The 18,888-nt window shown below is 68.8% G+C and carries 16 protein-coding genes; 7 read left to right on the top strand and 9 right to left on the bottom strand.

The features are described from left to right. The first annotated feature begins 2 nt into the window (after positions 1-2). Genes AVL48_RS09925 through AVL48_RS09910 form a run of 4 tightly spaced genes read left to right on the top strand, consistent with a single transcriptional unit; the run spans position 3 to position 5,548 of the window. Entirely contained in the window at positions 3-1,334 is a 1,332-nt protein-coding gene (locus tag AVL48_RS09925) for a hypothetical protein (protein WP_061980465.1), read from the top strand. Further along, the gene (locus AVL48_RS09920) at positions 1,331-3,250 is read left to right on the top strand and encodes a glycosyltransferase family 4 protein (RefSeq protein WP_061980467.1); all 1,920 of its coding nucleotides are present in this window, start codon (positions 1,331-1,333) and stop codon (positions 3,248-3,250) included. Before AVL48_RS09925 ends, AVL48_RS09920 begins: the two co-directional genes overlap by 4 nt. Then, positions 3,243-3,782 (top strand): hypothetical protein, encoded by a 540-nt coding sequence (locus AVL48_RS09915; protein WP_244162529.1) that lies wholly within the window; start codon positions 3,243-3,245, stop codon positions 3,780-3,782. Before AVL48_RS09920 ends, AVL48_RS09915 begins: the two co-directional genes overlap by 8 nt. Then, positions 3,779-5,548: a glycosyltransferase family protein gene (locus AVL48_RS09910; protein WP_061980470.1), complete on the top strand. Its 1,770-nt coding sequence runs from the start codon at positions 3,779-3,781 to the stop codon at positions 5,546-5,548. The genes AVL48_RS09915 and AVL48_RS09910 overlap by 4 nt, the downstream gene beginning before the upstream one ends. Positions 5,549-5,783: 235 nt before the next feature. Here AVL48_RS09910 and AVL48_RS09905 read toward each other — a convergent pair whose 3' ends face one another. The 6 genes from AVL48_RS09905 to AVL48_RS09885 all read right to left on the bottom strand — a co-directional run bounded on the left by AVL48_RS09905 (position 5,784) and on the right by AVL48_RS09885 (position 10,918). Beyond that, the gene (locus tag AVL48_RS09905; protein ID WP_061980472.1) at positions 5,784-6,533 is read right to left on the bottom strand and encodes a Crp/Fnr family transcriptional regulator; all 750 of its coding nucleotides are present in this window, start codon (positions 6,531-6,533) and stop codon (positions 5,784-5,786) included. Further along, a complete protein-coding gene (locus tag AVL48_RS38975) occupies positions 6,533-6,703 on the bottom strand; it encodes a hypothetical protein (RefSeq protein WP_156515764.1) in 171 nt (56 codons plus the stop codon). The genes AVL48_RS09905 and AVL48_RS38975 overlap by 1 nt, the downstream gene beginning before the upstream one ends. 621 nt (positions 6,704-7,324) lie before the next feature. Beyond that, entirely contained in the window at positions 7,325-7,993 is a 669-nt protein-coding gene (locus AVL48_RS09900) for a response regulator (RefSeq protein WP_061980474.1), read from the bottom strand. Then, positions 7,990-9,114 (bottom strand): sensor histidine kinase, encoded by a 1,125-nt coding sequence (locus AVL48_RS09895; RefSeq protein ID WP_082857597.1) that lies wholly within the window; start codon positions 9,112-9,114, stop codon positions 7,990-7,992. The genes AVL48_RS09900 and AVL48_RS09895 overlap by 4 nt, the downstream gene beginning before the upstream one ends. 58 nt (positions 9,115-9,172) lie before the next feature. Beyond that, complete coding sequence (locus tag AVL48_RS09890; protein WP_061980632.1) at positions 9,173-10,021, bottom strand: hypothetical protein; 849 nt, start codon at positions 10,019-10,021, stop codon at positions 9,173-9,175. Positions 10,022-10,084: 63 nt separating this feature from the next. Beyond that, positions 10,085-10,918: a helix-turn-helix transcriptional regulator gene (locus AVL48_RS09885; protein ID WP_143105008.1), complete on the bottom strand. Its 834-nt coding sequence runs from the start codon at positions 10,916-10,918 to the stop codon at positions 10,085-10,087. 108 nt (positions 10,919-11,026) lie between these two features. Here AVL48_RS09885 and AVL48_RS09880 point away from each other — a divergent pair, with 108 nt between their 5' ends. Continuing rightward, positions 11,027-12,457, top strand: coding sequence for an MFS transporter (locus tag AVL48_RS09880; RefSeq protein WP_061980478.1), 1,431 nt, complete (start codon positions 11,027-11,029; stop codon positions 12,455-12,457). A 122-nt stretch (positions 12,458-12,579) separates the two neighbouring features. On the opposite strand, the gene AVL48_RS09875 is transcribed toward AVL48_RS09880, so the two are convergent. Together AVL48_RS09875 and AVL48_RS09870 are read right to left on the bottom strand one after the other, a co-directional pair. Further along, positions 12,580-14,343, bottom strand: coding sequence for a gamma-glutamyltransferase family protein (locus AVL48_RS09875; protein ID WP_061980480.1), 1,764 nt, complete (start codon positions 14,341-14,343; stop codon positions 12,580-12,582). A gap of 324 nt (positions 14,344-14,667) precedes the next feature. Next, on the bottom strand, positions 14,668-15,861 hold the full coding sequence (locus AVL48_RS09870) for an FAD-dependent monooxygenase (RefSeq protein ID WP_061980481.1): 1,194 nt from the start codon (positions 15,859-15,861) through the stop codon (positions 14,668-14,670). A gap of 114 nt (positions 15,862-15,975) precedes the next feature. On the opposite strand from AVL48_RS09870, the gene AVL48_RS09865 reads away from it, so the two are divergent. Next, positions 15,976-16,554 carry a TetR/AcrR family transcriptional regulator gene (locus AVL48_RS09865; protein ID WP_061980482.1) on the top strand — a complete coding sequence of 193 codons (579 nt, stop codon included), beginning with the start codon at positions 15,976-15,978 and terminating at the stop codon, positions 16,552-16,554. 67 nt (positions 16,555-16,621) lie between these two features. On the opposite strand, the gene AVL48_RS09860 is transcribed toward AVL48_RS09865, so the two are convergent. After that, positions 16,622-17,932 carry a UDP-glucose dehydrogenase family protein gene (locus AVL48_RS09860; protein WP_074038228.1) on the bottom strand — a complete coding sequence of 437 codons (1,311 nt, stop codon included), beginning with the start codon at positions 17,930-17,932 and terminating at the stop codon, positions 16,622-16,624. 160 nt (positions 17,933-18,092) lie between these two features. On the opposite strand from AVL48_RS09860, the gene AVL48_RS09855 reads away from it, so the two are divergent. Further along, positions 18,093-18,851 carry an SDR family NAD(P)-dependent oxidoreductase gene (locus tag AVL48_RS09855; protein ID WP_061980484.1) on the top strand — a complete coding sequence of 253 codons (759 nt, stop codon included), beginning with the start codon at positions 18,093-18,095 and terminating at the stop codon, positions 18,849-18,851. Positions 18,852-18,888: the final 37 nt, after the last annotated feature.

Here is an 18,888-nt window from a genome sequence, read left to right as displayed (position 1 = left end):
CGATGATCGGCGAGAAGGCCCGGCTGCTCACGACTCTGCTTTCGCTGGCCGAGGACACCGGGTCGCTGTCCGACGAACTGCATTTCGCCGGGTGGGACGCCACTGAGCGCGTTCCGCTCGACCACGGCGCCGCCAACGTCCTCCGGGCGCTCGTGTTGCCGAAGGCGGCGCGAGTCCTCGAGGTCGGGGCCGGTTTCGGCGGTTTGACCCGGTATCTGGGTGAGGTTTCGGCGACGGTGGACGCCGTCGAGGCCGAGCCGGTCCATGCCGCCGCGGTCCGCTTCCGCACGCGTGACCTCGACACGGTCACGGTGCACGACCGGCCTCCTGCTTCGGGCACCTACGACCTCGTGGTCGTCCAGCAGCCCTACGCGACGCGAAGCCTGCTGGACGTGGTTCGCGAACGGCTGTCGCCGACAGGTGCACTCGTGGTGCTGACCGCCTCGCGCGGTGTCGTCAAGACGCTCGCGGCGGCCGGGTTCGAAGTCCGGCGTGAGCTGCTCTGCTCCCCCGGCCACGAAGTCGCCCGCGCGGTGCGCGGGGCACAGATCGACACCGAGCTCCCCCGCCTGTCCGCCGCGATCACCGGCGGTCCCGCGAACGGCCTCGCCCTGCTGTGCGGACCCGGCGCCGCCGCGCTCTGGCCCCCGTACCGGCTCGCGACGTATTTCAACACCGCCGAGCGCGCCGCGTTCGCCTGCACGCGCGCCGACGTCGTGCGCACCGGTGAAGGCGCCGAAGTCCGGCGCACGCCGCTCGCCCCGTCGCCGCCGGTCGCCGGGATCTCGGTGGGACCGTGCACGGACAAGGTGTACGACGCCCCGACGATGGTCGAAGTCCTGCTCGACGAGCCGGGACGAGTCGCGGAACTGCTCACCGGCTGGCGGGATCTCCTGCGCGCGGAGGCCGCACGCGGGGTCGAGGCGCTGTGGGATCTGGTGCCGCACAACGTGCTGGTCGACGGCGCGACGCTGCGCCCGATCGACCTCGAGTGGCGGAACGCGGGCGCCGGTTTCTCCGAGGTGGTCGAGCGCGGAGTGCTCGTGCTGGCCGACAAACTCGCCGACGCGGGCTGGTCCGCGGCCGCGGACGGCGGCTCGACGCGCGAGCTGGCCGGCTGGCTCGGTGTGCTGATCGGCCTCCATCCCTCCTTTGTGGACAGTGCGCTGGCGCGCGAGGTCGCTTTCTCCACGATCGGCTCGTGCGGCACCACGCACGGCACGGACGAAATACACGCGGCGATCGCCGAGATTTGGCGATCGCGGTTGGCGCGGCCCGTCCACCGGTACCGTTCCGGTGTGGCGGCGAACGAAGACGAGGTAGCGAAGCGATGACGAGCCTGCATACCGCCGGCATCCTGACCCCGGACCGGCCGGTCGGGCACCTGTTCGAGCTCCGGGGCTGGACGACGGGGATCAGCCGGATCGGCGAGATGTCCTTGACCATCGCGGACGTCGAGGCGAACCTGTTCCCCGAGCCGTGCCCGGGCGCGCCCGAAGGCACCTTCGGCTGGCGTGCCGTCCCCGCCACCTGGGTTCCCGCGGGTACCCAGGACATCGTCGTCACCGGCCCGGACGAGCGCGTGCTCAACCAGGCGACCGTCCACGTCGGCACGCTGCCGGGTGAAGAACCGTTGTGGCTGGGCGAACTCGAAGCGCCGAAGCAGGGCAAGGTCGCCGAAGGGCACGTCGTCTACGTGACCGGCTGGGCGATGCTTCAGGGCCGTGCGCCGAGCCTGATCGAGGTCATGGTCGAGGGCGGCGGCACGGTCAGTGCCCGCACCCGCCTGCCGCGCAAGGACGTGCCGAAGGAATTCCCCGGCTTCGACGACGCCGCTGTCAGCGGTTTCGAGGCCTGGGTGCCCGTCGACCTTCCGTACGGCGAAGAGCGGACGCTGTCGCTTCGCGTCCGGTACCGCACCGAAGGCGTCGGCGAGGTCGTGTCGGCGAAGCGCACTTTCACCCTTCGCAACCCTGTCTCGGACCCGGACGACGCCGAACTCGCCGACGAACTGGCGAGCGACACGGCGAAGGCGATGGCGCGGGTGAACATCCCGACAGATCCGAGGCACGTGCTGGTGTTCACGCACAGCCTCGGGGTCGGCGGCGGACAGCTGTGGCTGCAAGAACTGCTGAGCCGGATGGTGACCGACCACGGTTGGCAGGTCAGCCTCGTCAGTGAAACCGACGGCCCGCTGCGCGCGGATTGCCACGAACTCGGCATCCCCGTGCACGTCACGACGCACTACCGGAACCAGACGGTCCCGGCCTACGAAGGTCACGTCGCCGAGCTGGCGCGCTTCGCGAAGTGCTCCGGAGCGGGCGTCGCGCTCGTCAACACACTCGGTGGCTTCGTCGGTGCGGATGCCGCGAAGCGCGCTGGGATGCCGACGGCGTGGGTGATCCACGAGAGCTTCTCGCTCCCCGCGTTCGCCTACCAGAACTGGGGCCCGGTGAAACCGCCCGCCGCGGTCTGGCAGCGCTGGGAGAGCACGCTCGCCGAGGTCGACAAGCTGCTGTTCGTCGCGGACGCGACGCGCGAGATGTTCCTGCCGTACAGCAAGCCGGAACGCTGCCAGACCGTCCGCTACGGCACGCCGATGCACAAGTTCGGCGGTCGCACGCGGTCGGAAACCCGGCGGCAGGCACGGAATATGCTCGGCTACGCGCCGGACGACATCGTGCTGGTCAACATCGGCATCGCGGAATCCCGCAAGGGGCAGGCACCGCTGATCTCGGCGATGGAGCGGATCCACAAGGTCCAGCCCGAGGCCAAGCTGGCCGTCGTCGGCCTGCACCCGTCGCCGTACGGGCTGGCGATGGAGGAATCGGTCGAGCGCGCCGGACTGGAGAAGTCGGTCAGCCTGGTGCCGATCCAGCCGGATCCGCTGCGCTGGCTGCAGGCCGCGGACATCTTCGTGAACAGCTCCGACATCGAATCGCTGCCGCGGTCGATCCTCGAAGCCGTGTGCTGCGGCGTCCCGGTCGCGGCGACCGACGTGTTCGGCGCGCGGGAGATGATCGTCGACGGCGAGACGGGCTGGCTGTTCGAGACCAACGACGTCGACGCGCTGACAGCGGCGTTGCTGCGCGCACTCGGCACGCCGGCCACGCGTCGCCGTGAAATGGCGAAGGCCGCGCACGAAAAGCTGCTGCCGTGGCTCGACCCGGCGGGTTACGCGCGCGAATACTCCGAAATCCTGACCGAACTGGCCCGGCACGGGCACCAGAGTGGGGGCGTCCATGTCTGACGAAATTCCCGGCCGCGTCCAGGCCGAACTGACCCGGCTCCGTGCCGAGCGGCAGGTGTTCACCGCCGAGCAGGACCGGCTGAAGGCCAAGCTGGCCGAGACGGAGCACGAGCTGCGCGAAGCGACAGCCGGGGCTTCGTCGAACGAAGGCGACTCCGCCGAGCTGAACCAGAAGCTCGCTTCTCAGCAGGAAGAACTGAACGTCGCGAAGGCACGCCTGCGCGCGCTGGAGGCCGAGGTCCTGCTCGCCCACCAGCAGCGCGACTCACTGCGCGCCGAGCTGAAGACCTGCCGTGAAGAGCGGGACAGGCTGCGGCTCGCGCTGCTCGACGCCGAACTCGTTGTTTCGGCGGGCGTCGTCGACGCGGACATCCTGCCCGGCGGCGAGCCATCGGCGGACCGGCAGCGGCTGCTCAACGCCGAACGGCTCGCCGCCGAGATGGCCCGCGAACTCGACGCCACGCGCCGCACCGTCAGCTGGCGGGTCACCGCGCCGCTGCGTGTCGTGCGGAAGAAGATGGACCGGCCGTGACCGAACTCTGCTTCGTCTCCGCCGAGGGCGGTTCCGCCTTCATGGAGGAACTGCTCGAAGTGATCGCCGACGCCGTGCGTACGGCGGGCGGCAAGGCCAGGACCGCGGTCGGCGACTATCCCGAGGGCGGGGCCGACACGGTGTACGTCGTCGTCCCCCACGAGTATTTCGTGACCGTCCCGGACGCCGCCTTCCCGACCGCCGAACAGTGCCGCCGCACCATCGGGTTCTGTGTGGAGCATCCCGGGACCGCCACCTTCGAGCGCAACGCCGAACTGCTCTCCATCCTGGGCGGCGCCGTCGACATCAACCACGATTCGACCGCCGAACTGCGGCGGCGCGGGATCTCCGTCGAGCATTTCCAGCTCGGCTACAGCCCGCTGTGGGATCTGTGGGGCGGTGACCTCGACAGCCCCCGGGACCTCGATGTCACTTACCTCGGCACGGCCGAACGGCGGCGTTCGGTGCTGCTCGGCTCGTACGCGCGGGATCTCGCCGGGCTGCGGACGCGGTTGCTGACCCCGCCGCACGAGCCGATGACCGGCGCCCGGGTCGACTTCCTGCCGGGCAAGGCGAAGTTCGAGCACCTCGCGCGGTCGCGGTTCCTGCTGAACCTGCACCGCGAGCAGAAGCAGACCTTGGAATGGGTACGCACCCTCGAAGCGATGACCAACGGCTGCGTGGTGGTCAGCGAGACCTCCGCCGACGTCGAACCGCTGGTCCCCGGCGAGCATCTGGTGCTGGCCCGGCCGGAGGCGCTGGGCGCGGTCGTCGCCGCGCTGGCCGACGAGCCCGAGCGTGAACGGCACCTGCGTTCGGCCGCCTACGGCTTCGTGAAGTCGCTGGACATGACGGCGTCCGCGCGGCGGCTGATCGACCTGGCGTCGTCGCTGGGCTCGGCCCCTGCCGCGGACATCGCGCCGGCACGGGCGCTGGCGGCGAGCCTGCGGAACCCGGAGGACGCCCTCGCCGTCGACACCCCGTCGTTCGACGCGCGGTTCGCGGGCGACCGGTCCGCCGCCGGCCCGGCTTCGGCACGCGGTACGGCGCTGTCGGCACGAATCGCTCAGCGCGCGGCAGGTGCGCGAAGGGTCGCTTCGCGGCGCTGGGAGCCCGCTGCGGCTTCGGTGCCGGGCTCGGCCGACGTCGACGTGCTGATCGTGCGCCGGACCGGCGAGGTCGATCCGGACGATCTGGCGAACGACCTGCTCACCGGCAGCGTGCTGCCGCGGAAGGTGCTCGTCGGCGAGGACGGCGTCCACCCGTGGCCGCGTCCGCGCCCGTACGACGTCCTGCTGCACGACACCCCGCTCGGCCGCGGGCTCACCAGGAACTCGCTGCTCGAGCGCTCGACGGCGTCGTGGCTGCTGGTGCTCGACGGCGGGATGCGCGCTTCGGAATTCCTGCTGGAGCGTCTGCTGGCCGCTTCCGACGACGTCGACGTCGTGCACTGCCCGGTCGCGGATCCGGTGGACGGCCTGGTCGGCGCGCTGCCGCCGGAGGAGCGGCGGCTGCGGACGCTGCCGTACCTCGGCAGCGGGTACTTGGTGCGGCGGTCGCTGATCGACGAACTCGGCGGCTGGAACTCCGAGGTGCTGTTCGAGGGCCTGGAGGATCACCTGTTCTGGCGGCGGGTGGTTTCGGCGGCGAAGCCGACGGCGCTGGTGCAGCAGGTGCTGCTGCGGCGGCTGCGACCGGATCCGGACTCACGGCCGATGGACCTCGACCCGCACCGGGTGTGGGCGGCGGTCGGCAGCGCGCTGTAGGTCTTCCCGTGCAATGAAAGGCCCCTTCATCGCAAATTTTGCGATGAAGGGGCCTTTCATTGCACGGGGGCCTGACGTTCCGTTGCCCCATTAGTGTGAGTTAGGCCGTGTCGGTGAACGTCCTCCCCCGGTCGTGCGCCTTATGGGCAGAGCATCGGAGCGTTCGATGCCGGACGAGGAGGAGCCACCATGGCCTGGGAGATCGCCCTGGTCGCCGCGCTGGCCGTCGTGTTCGTCATACGGCTGGCGCTTCAGCTGAAACGCGGCTGAGCTCACGGCGCCCCAGCTTCATCTGCGGAAGCCGCCTTGCCCTGGCTGGGGCCGGGAAAAGCGGAGGGCCGTCTTCCCGCAGTTGTTTCTTGACGTGAATCGTCTTGTATCCCGTCGTGAGATAGCCCTCGTTCTTCAGTTTCGCCATCTCGGAGTTCACCGACGCGGCCGACGCCCCGATCGCGGACGCGATGTCCGCGTGGTTGAGGCCCACGTCGATCACCACGCCGCCTTCACCGGGAATTCCGTAGACCACCTGCAACCGGGTCAGAAAAGCGGTCAATCTGCTCCGGACCTTGGCGGGCGCGAAGCCCAGCGCGGCAGCACGGCGGCGCAGCCGGAACGCCAGTGCTTCGACGGCCGCGCTCATCGCGTGCTTGTTGTCGTGGAGAAAGCGGCGAAAGGCCTTCTGCGGGACTTCGAGGACACGGACCGGCTTCGTGGCGACGTAGGCGAGGTGGCTCGACCCTCCGATCAGGCAGTCTTCGAGCCCGAGTACGTCACCCGCGCCGAACAGGTCGACGATCATCGGCGGCGTGTCGCCCTGTGCCGTACGCAGCGCTTTCACGAAACCCGTCTGCAGGATGAGCACCGGCGGAACCGGGTCCGCCTGGTTCGCCAGGGTCGACCCGGCGGAGTAGTCGACATGTCTGGCGAGGTCGGTCAGCCGCCGCCGTTGCCGCTCGGTGAGCGCCTCCAGGAAAGATCCGCCCATCAGCCGACCACCGCCGCGAACGCGTAGAGGATGGCTGGCAGGCCGGCCACCAACGCCGCCACCGAGCCGATCACCTTGGCGGGCTGCGCGACCTTTTTGGCGAGCAGAAGCCGGGTGAGGATCGCGGCGAAAACGATGTAGGCGAGAACGACGACGCCCGCGGTGACCACCAGAAGGGGGTCAGGTGTATTTGTCGTCAATGGTGACTCCCAGTGAGAAGAAAGGCGATCTTGGAGTGTTATCGAACCTGCCCGGCCGGGTGAGAATCACGTCCAGTAGGTGACTACGCCGCGCGGCCGTAGCACCGAAGACTAGTGCTCAGAGTCGTTGCGTGAAAGCAACTCAGCGCCGCCCGCACCCGGACAGGGCGCCTAAAGCCGACCATTTCACGACAGAAAGTGACGGCAATTTCCGCAGGGCCGGAAGCGGAAAATCACGGACCGTGCCCGAAGTCGCCGTAAGTTTCGGCGAAGTCACGGGTGAAAATACCGGGAAATCAGGGTTAGCCGTACGTGCAGATGGCTTCGGCTTGATTGCCGTGCGTCGTCGATCACTCTGCGGGGCCGGTTGTTTCCCCAGGTAGAAATGCAGAAGAAGTGAAGGTGTCCACTCCGGATCCGATCCGCTTGAGCCGCCGAAGGTTGTGCATCTGCACGTGCATCTCACCGATTTAACGGAGGGTCAGCGATCCCCCGACCTCGGTCACCCCGCGTGATTCGGGGGTCTTTCCCGCAAATCTCATCTTTTCGGGGGAATCCCCACCACCCGGCTAACGCGGTAGAGGTTCCCGATCACGTCCGGCGTGGGCTGACCAGGCCGGATTCGTACGCGAGCACCACCAGCTGCGCCCGGTCGCGCGCCCCGATCTTGGTCATGATCCGGCTGACGTGCGTCCGCGCGGTGGCCGTGGAGATCACCAGGTGCGCGGCGATCTCGTCGTTCGACATACCGCCGGCGACCAGGCCGAGCACCTCGCGCTCCCGGTCGGTGATCTCGCGGACGGCGCTGACGTCGATGCGGCGGTTCTCCGGGCGGTCGACGAATTCCGCGATCAGCCGCCGGGTCACGGTGGGGGCAAGCAGCGCCTCGCCCGCGGCGACCACCTTCAGCGCCCGCAGCAGTTCCACCGGGTCGGTGTCCTTCAGCAGGAACCCGCTCGCACCGGCGCGCAACGCCTCGTAGACGTACTCGTCGACGTCGAAAGTGGTCAGGACCAGGACCTTCACCCCGGTCAGCTCCGGATTCGCGGTGATCCGCCTGGTCGCTTCGAGTCCGTCGACGCCCGGCATCCGGATGTCCATCACCACGATGTCCGGCTGGTACTCGACCGCGACCGCGACGGCCTGCTCGCCGTCACCGGCCTCGGCACAGACCTCGAAGCCGTCTTCGGTCTCCAGCAACACCCGGAAACCCGCGCGCACCAGCACCTGGTCGTCGGCGAGGACCACCCGGATCGTCATAGTTCCCCCTCGATCGGCAAATCGACGCGAACCTGGAAGCCGCCGTCCACGACGGACGTCGTGAGCGCGCCACCCAACGCGGCCGCCCGTTCGGACATGCCGCGCAGCCCGTGGCCGGGCGCGGGTTCGACGGCGTCGCGACCATCGTCGCGGACGAGCAGGGTCAACGCACCGGTTTTCCGCTCGAACCTGACGTCGACTCCGCGTGCCTGATTCGCGTGGCGGACCACGTTCGTCAACGATTCCTGCAGAATCCGGTACGCGGCGCCGTCGACGGGCGCGGGCAGCTCACCCGGCTCGCCGTCGACGCGGACCGCCAACCCCGCGGCCCGCGCGTGGTCGAACAGCTCGCCTGCCTGGGCGAGACTGGGCGCGGGCGCCTTGTCCTCGCCGGAACGCAGGACCGCCAACGTCGCGCGGAGGTCTTTCAGCGCCGAAGCGCTCGCCTCCTTGATGTTCAGCAAAGCCTCTTTCGCCTGCTCAGGACGCCGATCGGCGACATGCGCGGCGACCCCGGCCTGCACGTTGATCATCGCGAGGCTGTGCGCGACGACGTCGTGCACCTCGCGAGCGATGGTGAGCCGCTCCTGCTCGGCCATCCGGTGCCGATGTTCGTCGGCCTGCTCGCGCCGGGCCCGTGCCGCGGCCACACCGTTGCGTACCGCCGTCCCGATCCCGACGACCGCGATCACCCAGACGAGCCCCAGTCCGGTCCGGAGATCGAAACCGGCCAACCCGTGCCGGGCGAACAGGGCGATACCGGCGGCCACGAGCAGCGATCCACCGGTGCTGCCGGCGACCAGCGGCCCGCGGATCTTGGTGAGCACGAACAACGCGATCGTCGGGAGCACGATCACCGGCCCGCCGGGATTGTCCGAGGCGTAGTAGCCCAGCGTCAGCGCGGCCGTCAGCAGAAAGATGGGCAACGGATACCGGTGGGCCAGCAGTAGCGGCAGGGCGATGGCGACCAGCCACAGTGCGCCGAACGCGGTCAGCGGCGGAGCGCCCGGTTGCCAGCGGGCCGCGCTGCTCGTGGCGCCGAGGACGAACCCCAGTGGCAGCACCACGCGCAGTACTCGGCCCACCCACGGGCTCCACGGATACCGTTCTTTCAGCAGCACAGGACGAAAGCTACCGGGGGTGGGGGCGGATCGCGTCCGTTGAAAAGCGGCTTCTCGCCTACGCCGCGTGCGGTAGCCGCCGCGGGACCGACGTCATCATCAGCACCCCGCCGATCACCTGCACGATCAGCACCGGCACCCGCCCGGAGGAGGTCATGGCGAACGCGCTGAACAGGCCCCACGCCCCCGAACCCGCCATCGCCCCGGCACCGGTCCACACCAGCACCAGCCGCGGCCAGAACCGTCCCCGCGAAACGGTCGCCAAGGCCACCCCGGCGAGCACGCCGAGCAGCGCGATCACGACGTCCTGACCGCGAGCCGACATCCCGCCGGAGCCGAACGCCCAGATCGTGTGGCCGATCGCGGAACCGAGGGCGGCGGCGATACCGAGCGCGCCCGCCGCGCCGATCTTTCCCGGGCGCGCGGTGCCGGTGACGACGAACCACCAGCGATCGCGGGCGTAGAGGACGAACGCGGTCAGCAGCAGGACACCCTGCCAGGCGAAACCGCCGTAGACGACGGCCCAGACCCAGTTCTCCAAGGGCAGTTCGGCCGGCTGCGGCCGCATCAGGTCGGCGACGATCACCGGAAGGTTCAGCACGATCGGCGCGAGCAGTCCGGTGCCGATCCAGATGGGGAAGAGCACGAGCGGCGCGGGGATCCGGCGACCCCAGGAATAGGTGAACGCCAACGCGAGCACCGCCGCGACGACGTCCATCCCGCCGGTGAGCAGGTTCGCGAAGAGCATCAGCTCGGAGTCCACAAAGGACGGATCGCGGAGGCCGATGCTGCCTCCCGTGACCCAGGAGGCCTTGAGTATCAGATAGGGCAGCGTGCCCAGGATCGCGGCGTAGCAGACGATCAGGCGGGCGCTGGAGATCTTGGGAGTGGCGACTGCTGCGGTCATGCGGTCAGCTTCGGCGTCCACACCGCGGAAAGACTCCCTCGGAAGCCTGGTCCGCCTCCCTCTTCAGAAGGAACTGGGCAGTTTCGCCGCGGTTTCCTCGTCCGCCGGGGTGAGCGTCGCCAGCGAGATCTCCGAACGCCGCCCGAGATACAGGTAGGAGAACTCGAACCGCAGCAGGCCGACATCCGGATGGAAGTACCGCTTGAGCACGATCCGTTCGCCGGAGACGTCGTGTTCCTTCCACATCCGCTCGAAGACCTCGGACTCCTGCCGGAGCCGCCTGACCAGGTTCTTCCACGCCGGTTCGGTGAGATGTTCGGCCATCGCCGCCCGGAAACCGGCGACGACGCGGGGCAGGTTGGTCTCCCAATCGGGCAGTCTGCGCCGCCACTCGGGGTTGGTCAGGCATTGGACCATCGTGTTGCGGTCCTCGAACGGGATCGCGTCGACGTCGCCCATCAGCCAGTTGTAGGCCCGGTTGTAGGCGAGGATGTCGCAGCGCGCGTTGCGCACGCAGACCGGGAACGGCTCCAGTTTCGCCATCATCCGGTAGACGTTCTGGCTCAGGAGCTTGCAGTCCTTCTCCAGCGGCGGTTCGGGGGCGCCGGCGAGGGTGAACAGGTGCAGGTGCTCGTGCGGGTCGAGCCGCAGGGTGCGGGAGATCGCTTCCAGCACCTGCTCGGAGGCGTTGATGTCGCGGCCCTGTTCGAGCCACGTGTACCAGGTGACCCCGACCCCGGCGAGCTGCGCGACCTCCTCGCGGCGCAGTCCGGGTGTGCGGCGCCTGCCGCTGATCGGCAGGCCGACCTGATCCGGCGTGATGCGCTCGCGGCGGCTGCGCAGGAACGCGGCCAATTCGTGCCGTCGCACGTCGGCCGCTCGCGAATCGACGGTCATGGTCACCTCATCAGGTTCGCAAAACTCCCAGCCGGTTACCAGGTAGTGCTGGTACCAGGATAAATACACTCCTGGTACCAGGCTGGGTTTCGCTTGATCGTAGTACCCATGACTTCGACGCAAGTTCCGGCGACGCCAACCCGCGTCGCCACCGGACCGGCCCTGACCTCGGCGGGCCTGGTCACCGTGCTGCTGGGGGCGGCACTCCCCCTCATCGATTTCTTCATCGTCAACATCGCCCTGCCTGCCATCGGCGCCGATCTCCGCACGTCGTCGGCCACCTTGGAACTGGTGGTCGCTGCCTACGGGATCGCCTACGCCGTGCTACTGGTCGTCGGCGGCCGCCTCGGTGACGCCTTCGGCCGTCGCAAACTGTTCCTGATCGGACTGGCTTCGTTCACCGTGACCTCCCTGCTCTGCGGGATCGCGCCCACGGCGTTGACGCTCGTACTGGCGCGGGCCGCGCAGGGGGCGGCGGCCGCGTTGATGCTGCCGCAGGTGCTGTCGATCATCCAGGCGACCACTACCGGTGAACGCCGGTCCAAGGCGCTGGGTCTCTACGGTGCGACCGCCGGGCTTTCGATGGTGCTCGGCCAGTTCCTCGGCGGGGCATTGGTCGCCCTCGACCTCCTGGGCACGAGCTGGCGGCCGATCTTCCTGGTCAACGTGCCCGTCGGGATCGCCGGACTGGTGATCGCGCGACGGCTGATCCCGGAGAGCCGCTCCACCGACCCGATCGGCATCGACCGCTGGGGCACCGTTCTCCTGGCGATCGCTCTGGTGTCGCTGTTGCTGCCGCTGGCGGAAGGCCCGGTGCTGGGCTGGCCACTGTGGACGGTCGCGCTGCTCGTGGTCTTCCCGTTCGCCGCGGCCGGGTTCGTCCAGGTCGAACGCCGCATGGAACGGCACGGCGGCATCCCGCTGCTGCCGCCGTCGGTGCTGCGGATGCCGAGCGTGCGGCAGGGGCTGCTGGTCGGGGTGCCGTTCTTCATCGGCTTCAGCGCGTTCATGTTCGTGTTCGCGGTGACGCTGCAGGACGGCCTGCACCTCGGCCCACTGGGTTCCGGACTGGTGACGGCGCCGCTTTCGCTCGCGTTCTTCGCGATGTGCCTGGTCAGCAGCCGCCTGGTGACGCGGTTCGGGCAGCGGGTCGTGGCGGCGGGGCTCTCGGTCCAGCTGCTGGGGCTGCTGGTGCTGATCGGCACCGTGCTGCTGGAGTGGCCGGACCTGGGCGTGCTCGATTTCGCGCCGGGGATGCTGCTGTGCGGGCTCGGTCAGGGACTCGCGATGACGACGGTGTTCCGGATCGTGCTGTCCAAGGTGCCGCCGGAGATCGCCGGGGTCGGCAGCGGGATGCTGACGACGTCTCAGCAGGCCGCGATGGCGCTGGGGGTGGCGACGCTGGGCACGTTGTTCGCCGCCGTCGGCGCGGGGCCGCTGGGGATGAAGGGCGCGTTCGCGCTGGTCATCGGAATCCAGGCGGTGCTGACGATCGGCGTGATCACGGTGGCGCGGCGGCTGCCGGATCCGCGGAGCTGAGAAAACCGCGACCCCGAAGCCAGTCTATCGCTTAGGGGGGACGGTTGCGGACGCCTCGGGGTCCATGCCGTGAAGGCCTCCTTCGCTACCTTGAGGGTAGGGAAGGAGGCCTTCACGGCAGGTCAGCGACCGGCCGCGTAGCCCTGCATGCCGCGCGCGTTCGCGGCGGCGCGGAGGACTCCGCCGGAACGCGACACAGCCGAAAGCCGCCCCAGCGCCCAAGGCCCGGCATCGACGACGTGGTGTCCGCGTGCGGCCAGAGCGTCCATTGTGGACTGTCCGAGCCGGGATTCGACCACGAGTTCCCGCGGCGTCCACGAACGCGGATAGAACGAACTCGGAAACGCCGTCGTATGCCAAGCGGGCGAATCGATCGATTCCTGCAGGTTCAGCCCGCCGAGCGTGTGCGCCAACCAGAAACACAGCTGCCACTGGTCCTGCTGATCCCCGCCGGGCGTCCCGAAGGCCAGCACCGGCTCGCCGTCGCGCAGGCCCATCGACGGCGAAAGCGTGATCCGCGGCCGTTTCCGCGGCGCCAGCGAGTTCGGCAACCCCTGTTCCAGCCAGAACATCTGTCCACGCGAGTCGAGGCAGAACCCGAGTTCGGGGATCGTCGGGCTCGACTGCAGCCAGCCACCCGACGGCGTCACCGAAATCATGTTCCCGGCCGCGTCGACGACGTCGATGTGCACGGTGTCGCCGCGGGTCTCACCCAGCGGCCCGACCGTCGGCTCCCCCGTCGCACCGGAGCCGGACTCGAGACCGCGCAACTTTTCGAGGATCGCGGGCAGCCGCGGTGAGGGGCCGCCCGGCCGGAGTTCGGCGGACGCTTCTTCGGTGATCAAGGCGCGGCGGGTTTCCGCGTATTCGCGGGAGATCAGCAACTCGATCGGCACATCGGGCGAATCCCCGTACCAGGCCTCGCGATCGGCGAACGCCAGTTTCGCCGCCTCGACGGCCAAATGCACCGTACGCTCGGTCGGGATTCCATCCACATAGGACAGTTCGGCGCGCAGTCCGTCCAGCAACCGCGCCTGCTGCAGCAAGGCGGGCCCCTGGGTCCAGGCGCCCATCTTCACCAGGCCCCAGTCACCGAAGTCGACCTGCAGCGCGTCCTCGTAGGTCGCTTCCCAGCCCGCGAGGTCCTCGCCGGTGAGGAGTCCGGCGTGATCGCGGCCGGAGTCGTCGCGGAAGGCGCCGCGACTGAACGAATCGATGGCCTCGGCGACGAAGCCCTGCGACCACGCACGGCGGCCGGCGTCGATCTGCGCCTCGCGCCCGCTGACGGATTCGGCCTCGGCGAGCAACCGCTCCCAGGTGTCCGCGAGCGCCGGGTTGCGATGCAGGCCCTCGACGGGTTTGCCGTCGGCGAGCCACAGCGCCGCCGACGTCGGCCAATGTTCGGTGAACAGGTCCCGCACCGCACGGATCGTGTCACCGACCCGGCTGACCAGCGGAATTCCGTGGCGCGCATAAGAAATCGCGTAACCGAGGACATCGCGCAGAGACTTCGTGCCGTGATCCCGAAGGAGCAGCAGCCAGCCGTCCCACGCCCCGGGAACGGTCGCGGGAAGCAGACCGCTCCCGGGGATCAGGTCGAGTCCGAGGTCCGCGAACTGCTCCGGCGTCGCCGCAGCGGGCGAGACGCCCTGGCCCGCGAGCACTCGCGGGGTTCGATCGGCGGCGGTGACGAAAATGCCGGGAACCTGCCCTGCCGGACCGCACAGATGCGGCTCGGCGATCTGCAGGACGAACCCGGCCGCGACCGCCGCGTCGAAGGCGTTGCCGCCGTTTTCGAGCACCGCCATGCCGGTGGCCGAGGCCAGCCAGTGTGTCGATGCCACCATGCCGTGGGTGCCGGCCAGCTCCGGCCTGGTCGTGAACACCCGGCCGATACTACGCGTTGCTAACTACTTTTTCAGTCCCAGAAGTTGAAGAGGGCTTCACCGAGATTGTCCGGACGCCAGTACCTGACGTTGTCTTCATCGACCCAGGGCCACGCGGCCTGTTCGAACGGCCCCGGACCTCGGCGCGGGTGAAGAACCGGCACGTGGGGAGAAGCTCCTTGAGGACGGCCAGCAACCCCGGCTCGTCGACGAAAACGAGCGAACCGGGTTCCACCGGAGTCGCGGCGATGCCGAGCCCATGCCACGTCGCGACTTCGCCCCAGTCCCGGGTCCACAAAACTCCTTCTGGTCCATCTCGGCAAACTATCCCCGCGCGGCGACCGGGGCGTCATAGTTTTCGAGCGTCGTCGCGTTGGCGGCACGCGAAGTCAACCACGTGAACACCCTCGTCATCGGCCGCGAGCCCAGCACCCGGTACAGGAAGTTCCGGTAGCCGACCATGAACCGCGTCTTCGGCGCGAGGAAGGTGCCGATCCCGGCCGCCTGCTTCTGCGAGACCTTCACCGGACCTCGGAGCTTCTCCTCGTAGCGCGCGAAGGCGACTTCGTGGTCGCCCCGTGCAGCGGCGAGTTCACCCGCCAGGACGTACGCGCCCATCATCGCGAGACCGGTTCCCGAACCGCCCGGACCCGCGCACCAGGCGGCGTCACCGAGCAGCACGACCCGGCCCTGTGACCACTTGCCGAGGTGGATCTGGCTGAGCGAATCGAAGTACAGCGCGTCGACGTCAGCGAGACCTTCCAGCAGCGCCGGGACTTCCCAGCCGAAGTCGGCGTAGCGCTCGGTGAGGACCTTCTTCTGTGCCTCGACATCGCGGCGGTCGACCTCCAACGGCCCGGAAGCGAAGACGAAACTGACGTTGAGCGCGGAGCGGTCGCGTCCGCTGGCGACCATCACCGTCCGGCCGGGGACGCTGCAGATCTGACCGAGGTGGTCGAGATCGAGGTGGTTGGGCGCGGTGAAGCCCGCGGTGTGGAAGCCGAGATCGGTGCGGAACCGCTCTTCTTCGCCGAACACCAGTCGCCGGACACCCGAGTGCAGCCCGTCCGCGCCGACGACCAGGTCGAATCCGCGTGGTTCGTTGGCGGCGAAAGTGACGTCGACGCCGTTGCCGTGCTCATCCAATCCGGTGATCCAGTCGCCGAAGACGTACTCGACGTCGTCCTTCGTGTGCTCGTAAAGGATTCGGGTCAGGTCTCCGCGCTCGATCTCGACTTCGCCGCTGAAGAACACCGACGGCATCTCCGCGACCTTCTTGCCTTCAGGGTCGACGATGACCTGCGAGCCCATCGCGGTTTCCTTCGCGCGGATGTCTTCGAGGATCCCCATGCGCTTCAGCAGGGTCATCTGCTCGCCGCGGAAGTCGACCGCGCTGCCGCCTTCGCGCAGGGCCGGGGCGCGCTCGACGACGGTCGGCGCGAAACCGCGCTTCCGCAGCCAGAAGGCCAGGGCCGGTCCCGCGATGCCGGCGCCGGAGATCAGAACGGTGGTCGTCATGGCTGCTCCTCGTTGTTCTCGGGTGGTGAGAGCGACCGTACGGCAGATTTGCACAATTGGTCAATCCATTTGGTTAAACCAAGCGGATAAACCACATGGTCTAGGATGCCGGGCATGGGTAATCGCGAAGACCTGATGGCGGGCGCCATCCAGTGCTTGAAGGAAAAGGGCTGGTCACGCACCACCGTGCGGGACATCGCGGCGGCGGCCGGGGTAAGCCACGCGGCGATCGGTTACCACTTCGGCTCCCGCGAAGCACTGCTGCTGACGGCGTTCTCCCAGGCGATGGACGAGTGGGGCAGGGACGTCCAGCGAGAGATGATGAGCGCCATCGATCCGGGGGCGTCGCCGTCCGAGCAGTACCGGGCCTCGTGGCGGGCGATGATCGACTCCTACGGACGCAATCGGCAGCTGTGGATTGCCTCGATCGAGGCGTTCGTGCAGTCCGAGCATCACCCTGAGCTGCGGAGACAACTCGCCGCGGCGCAGCGCGAAGGTCGTCGCGGGATGGCGGCGGGAGTACTCGGGATCGACGAGGACAACCTCACCGAGGCGGACGAGCGCCGCATCGGCGCGGTGGCCACGGCACTCAACTCGGGGATCATGCTGCAGCACATGCTCGACCCGGAGAACGCTCCGACGGCCGAGGAGGTCGTGGACGGGCTGATGAAGCTGGTCTCCCTCGTGCAATGAAAGGTCCTTTCCTTGCAAATTTCGCAAGGAAAGGACCTTTCATTGCACGCGCGGGAGGTCAGGTGGGTCAGGAGACGGCGACCTTCCGCCGCAGCGCCGCCCGCGGCCGCCCGACGCCCTGCCACGACAGACCGGCGCCCAGGATCCGCTGGGGGTCCAGGAGATTGCGCGTGTCGACGACCGAGTCGCCGTCCATCTGCTCGGCCATGTAGTGCCAGTCGAGTCGGTTGAACTCGTCCCATTCCGTCAGCACGACGACGGCGTCGGCAGCCTTCGCGACCTGGTACGGGTCGTCGACCACGGTCATCCCGGCGATCTGGCCGCCGACGGCCGGGTCGTAAGCGGTCAGTTCCGCGCCGAGCGCGCCCAGCACGGACGCGACCGCCAGCGCGGGCGAGTCGCGCAGGTCGTTCGTCCCGGCCTTGAACGCCAGGCCGAGAATGCCGATCCGCGCACCGGCCGGCGTGCCGCCGACGGCGCCGGCGATCTTCGCGACGATCCGGTCCCGCTGCGCGATGTTCTCCTCGATCGCCGAGGTCAGCAGCGTGAAGTCGTACTGCACGGATTCGGCGACCTTGACCAGCGCGCTGGTGTCCTTCGGCAGGCAAGAGCCGCCCCAACCCGGGCCGGGCTTCAGGAACGAACGGCCGATCCGCCGGTCGTAGCCCATGCCTTCGGTGACCAGGTCGATGTCCGCGCCGAGGCGTTCGCACAGTTCGGCGATCGAGTTCACATAAGACAGTTTCATCGCGAGGAAGCAGTTCGCCGCGTACTTCACCAGTTCCGCGCTGGCCGCGTCGGCGATGACGACCGGGGCGGCCAGATCGGCGTAGAGATCGCCGACCCAGCGGGCGGCCGCGACGTCGTCGGAGCCGACGACGATCCGGTCCGGGCCGAGGAAGTCCTCGACCGCGGTGCCCTCGCGCAGGAACTCCGGATTCGACACGACCGGCACGTCCGGGCGGCCGAGCGTCGCTTGGATGCGCTTCGACGTGCCCACCGGAACGGTGGATTTGGTGATCAGCGCGCACCCCGGCGGGATGACGTCGCCGATCTCGTTGGTCACCGCTTCGACCGCGCGCAGATCCGCCGAGCCGCCCGCCCCCATCGGCGTCGGCACACAGAGGAAGACGGCCTCCGCGTCGCGAACCGCGTCGCGCGCGCCGACCACGAAAGTGAGTCTTCCGCTGGTCAGCCCCCTCGACACCAGCTCGGACAATCCCGGCTCCAGGATGTCCACCCGTCCGGCGGAGAGCCTTGCGACCTTCGCCTGGTCGACATCGACACAAGTGACTCGATGCCCCAGGCCGGCCAAGCAGGCCCCCGTGGTCAATCCGACGTAACCGGTCCCCACCACCACGATCCGAGCAGTGCTCATGCTGCTGAAGGTGACAGCCGGAGTTGACCTGGAAGCGAACGGAACGCTTCAGGCCCGAATACTCCTCACGACATGCTTCGCACCGACGTGAGCCAGCACACCCACCCCACCGATGCGAACGAGCGTTAACCTGGACCCGGTTGTCGACGAAAGGGAGAACATGCAGATCACCGATACCGCGGCGCTCGTCACGGGTGGCGCGTCCGGGCTCGGCGGTGCGACCGCGAAGGCGCTCGCGGCGAAGGGCGCGCGGGTCTTCGCGCTGGACCTCGCCGGTGCCATCGCCAACGCCGAGCAGGTCGAGGGCATCACCTACGTCGAGGCCGACGTGACCGATCCGGAGCAGGTACGGACCGCCGTCGCGACCGCCGCCGAGTCCGGCGTGCCTCTGCGGACCGTGGTGAACTGCGCCGGGATCGGGCCGTCCGCCCGCATCCTTTCGAAGAAGGGCCCGCACGACCTCGCCCTGTACGCGAAGGTCGTCCAGATCAACCTGATCGGCTCCTTCAACGTGCTGACGCTGGCCGCCGAGGCCATCGCGAAGACGGAACCGCTCGCCGACAACGCGCGCGGCGTCATCATCAACACCGCGTCGGTCGCGGCCTTCGACGGCCAGATCGGGCAGGTGGCGTACTCGTCGTCCAAGGGCGGCATCGTCGGGATGACCCTGCCGGCCGCGCGCGACCTCGCGTCGCACGGGATCCGGGTGCTGACCATCGCGCCGGGCATCGTCGACACCCCGATGCTGGCGACGGTGAGCGAGGAGTTCCGCGCTTCGCTGGCCGAAGGCGTTCCGTTCCCGAAGCGGCTCGCGCGGCCGGACGAGTACGCGCAGCTGGCGCTGTCGCTGATCGACCACGACTACCTGAACGGCGAGGTCATCCGGATGGACGGCTCACTGCGCATGGCTCCTCGCTGAGCCTCGCCGTGTCATGAACGGGACTTTCCTCGCAAAT

The organism is Amycolatopsis regifaucium (genome assembly GCF_001613935.1).
GTDB classification, from domain to species: domain Bacteria; phylum Actinomycetota; class Actinomycetes; order Mycobacteriales; family Pseudonocardiaceae; genus Amycolatopsis; species Amycolatopsis regifaucium.
The sequence above is the reverse complement of the archived record's forward strand: the minus strand, read 5'-3'. Positions and strand labels throughout refer to the sequence as shown.

Excerpts from the sequence above, each read along its gene's own strand:
- AVL48_RS09925 (WP_061980465.1), top strand. The coding sequence starts at position 3 with ATGATCGGCGAGAAGGCCCGGCTGCTCACGACTCTGCTTTCGCTGGCC.
- AVL48_RS09920 (WP_061980467.1), top strand. The coding sequence starts at position 1,331 with ATGACGAGCCTGCATACCGCCGGCATCCTGACCCCGGACCGGCCGGTC.
- AVL48_RS09915 (WP_244162529.1), top strand. The coding sequence starts at position 3,243 with ATGTCTGACGAAATTCCCGGCCGCGTCCAGGCCGAACTGACCCGGCTC.
- AVL48_RS09905 (WP_061980472.1), bottom strand. The coding sequence starts at position 6,533 with ATGGGCGGATCTTTCCTGGAGGCGCTCACCGAGCGGCAACGGCGGCGG.
- AVL48_RS09900 (WP_061980474.1), bottom strand. The coding sequence starts at position 7,993 with ATGACGATCCGGGTGGTCCTCGCCGACGACCAGGTGCTGGTGCGCGCG.
- AVL48_RS09890 (WP_061980632.1), bottom strand. The coding sequence starts at position 10,021 with ATGACCGCAGCAGTCGCCACTCCCAAGATCTCCAGCGCCCGCCTGATC.
- AVL48_RS09885 (WP_143105008.1), bottom strand. The coding sequence starts at position 10,918 with ATGACCGTCGATTCGCGAGCGGCCGACGTGCGACGGCACGAATTGGCC.
- AVL48_RS09880 (WP_061980478.1), top strand. The coding sequence starts at position 11,027 with ATGACTTCGACGCAAGTTCCGGCGACGCCAACCCGCGTCGCCACCGGA.
- AVL48_RS09870 (WP_061980481.1), bottom strand. The coding sequence starts at position 15,861 with ATGACGACCACCGTTCTGATCTCCGGCGCCGGCATCGCGGGACCGGCC.
- AVL48_RS09865 (WP_061980482.1), top strand. The coding sequence starts at position 15,976 with ATGGGTAATCGCGAAGACCTGATGGCGGGCGCCATCCAGTGCTTGAAG.
- AVL48_RS09860 (WP_074038228.1), bottom strand. The coding sequence starts at position 17,932 with ATGAGCACTGCTCGGATCGTGGTGGTGGGGACCGGTTACGTCGGATTG.
- AVL48_RS09855 (WP_061980484.1), top strand. The coding sequence starts at position 18,093 with ATGCAGATCACCGATACCGCGGCGCTCGTCACGGGTGGCGCGTCCGGG.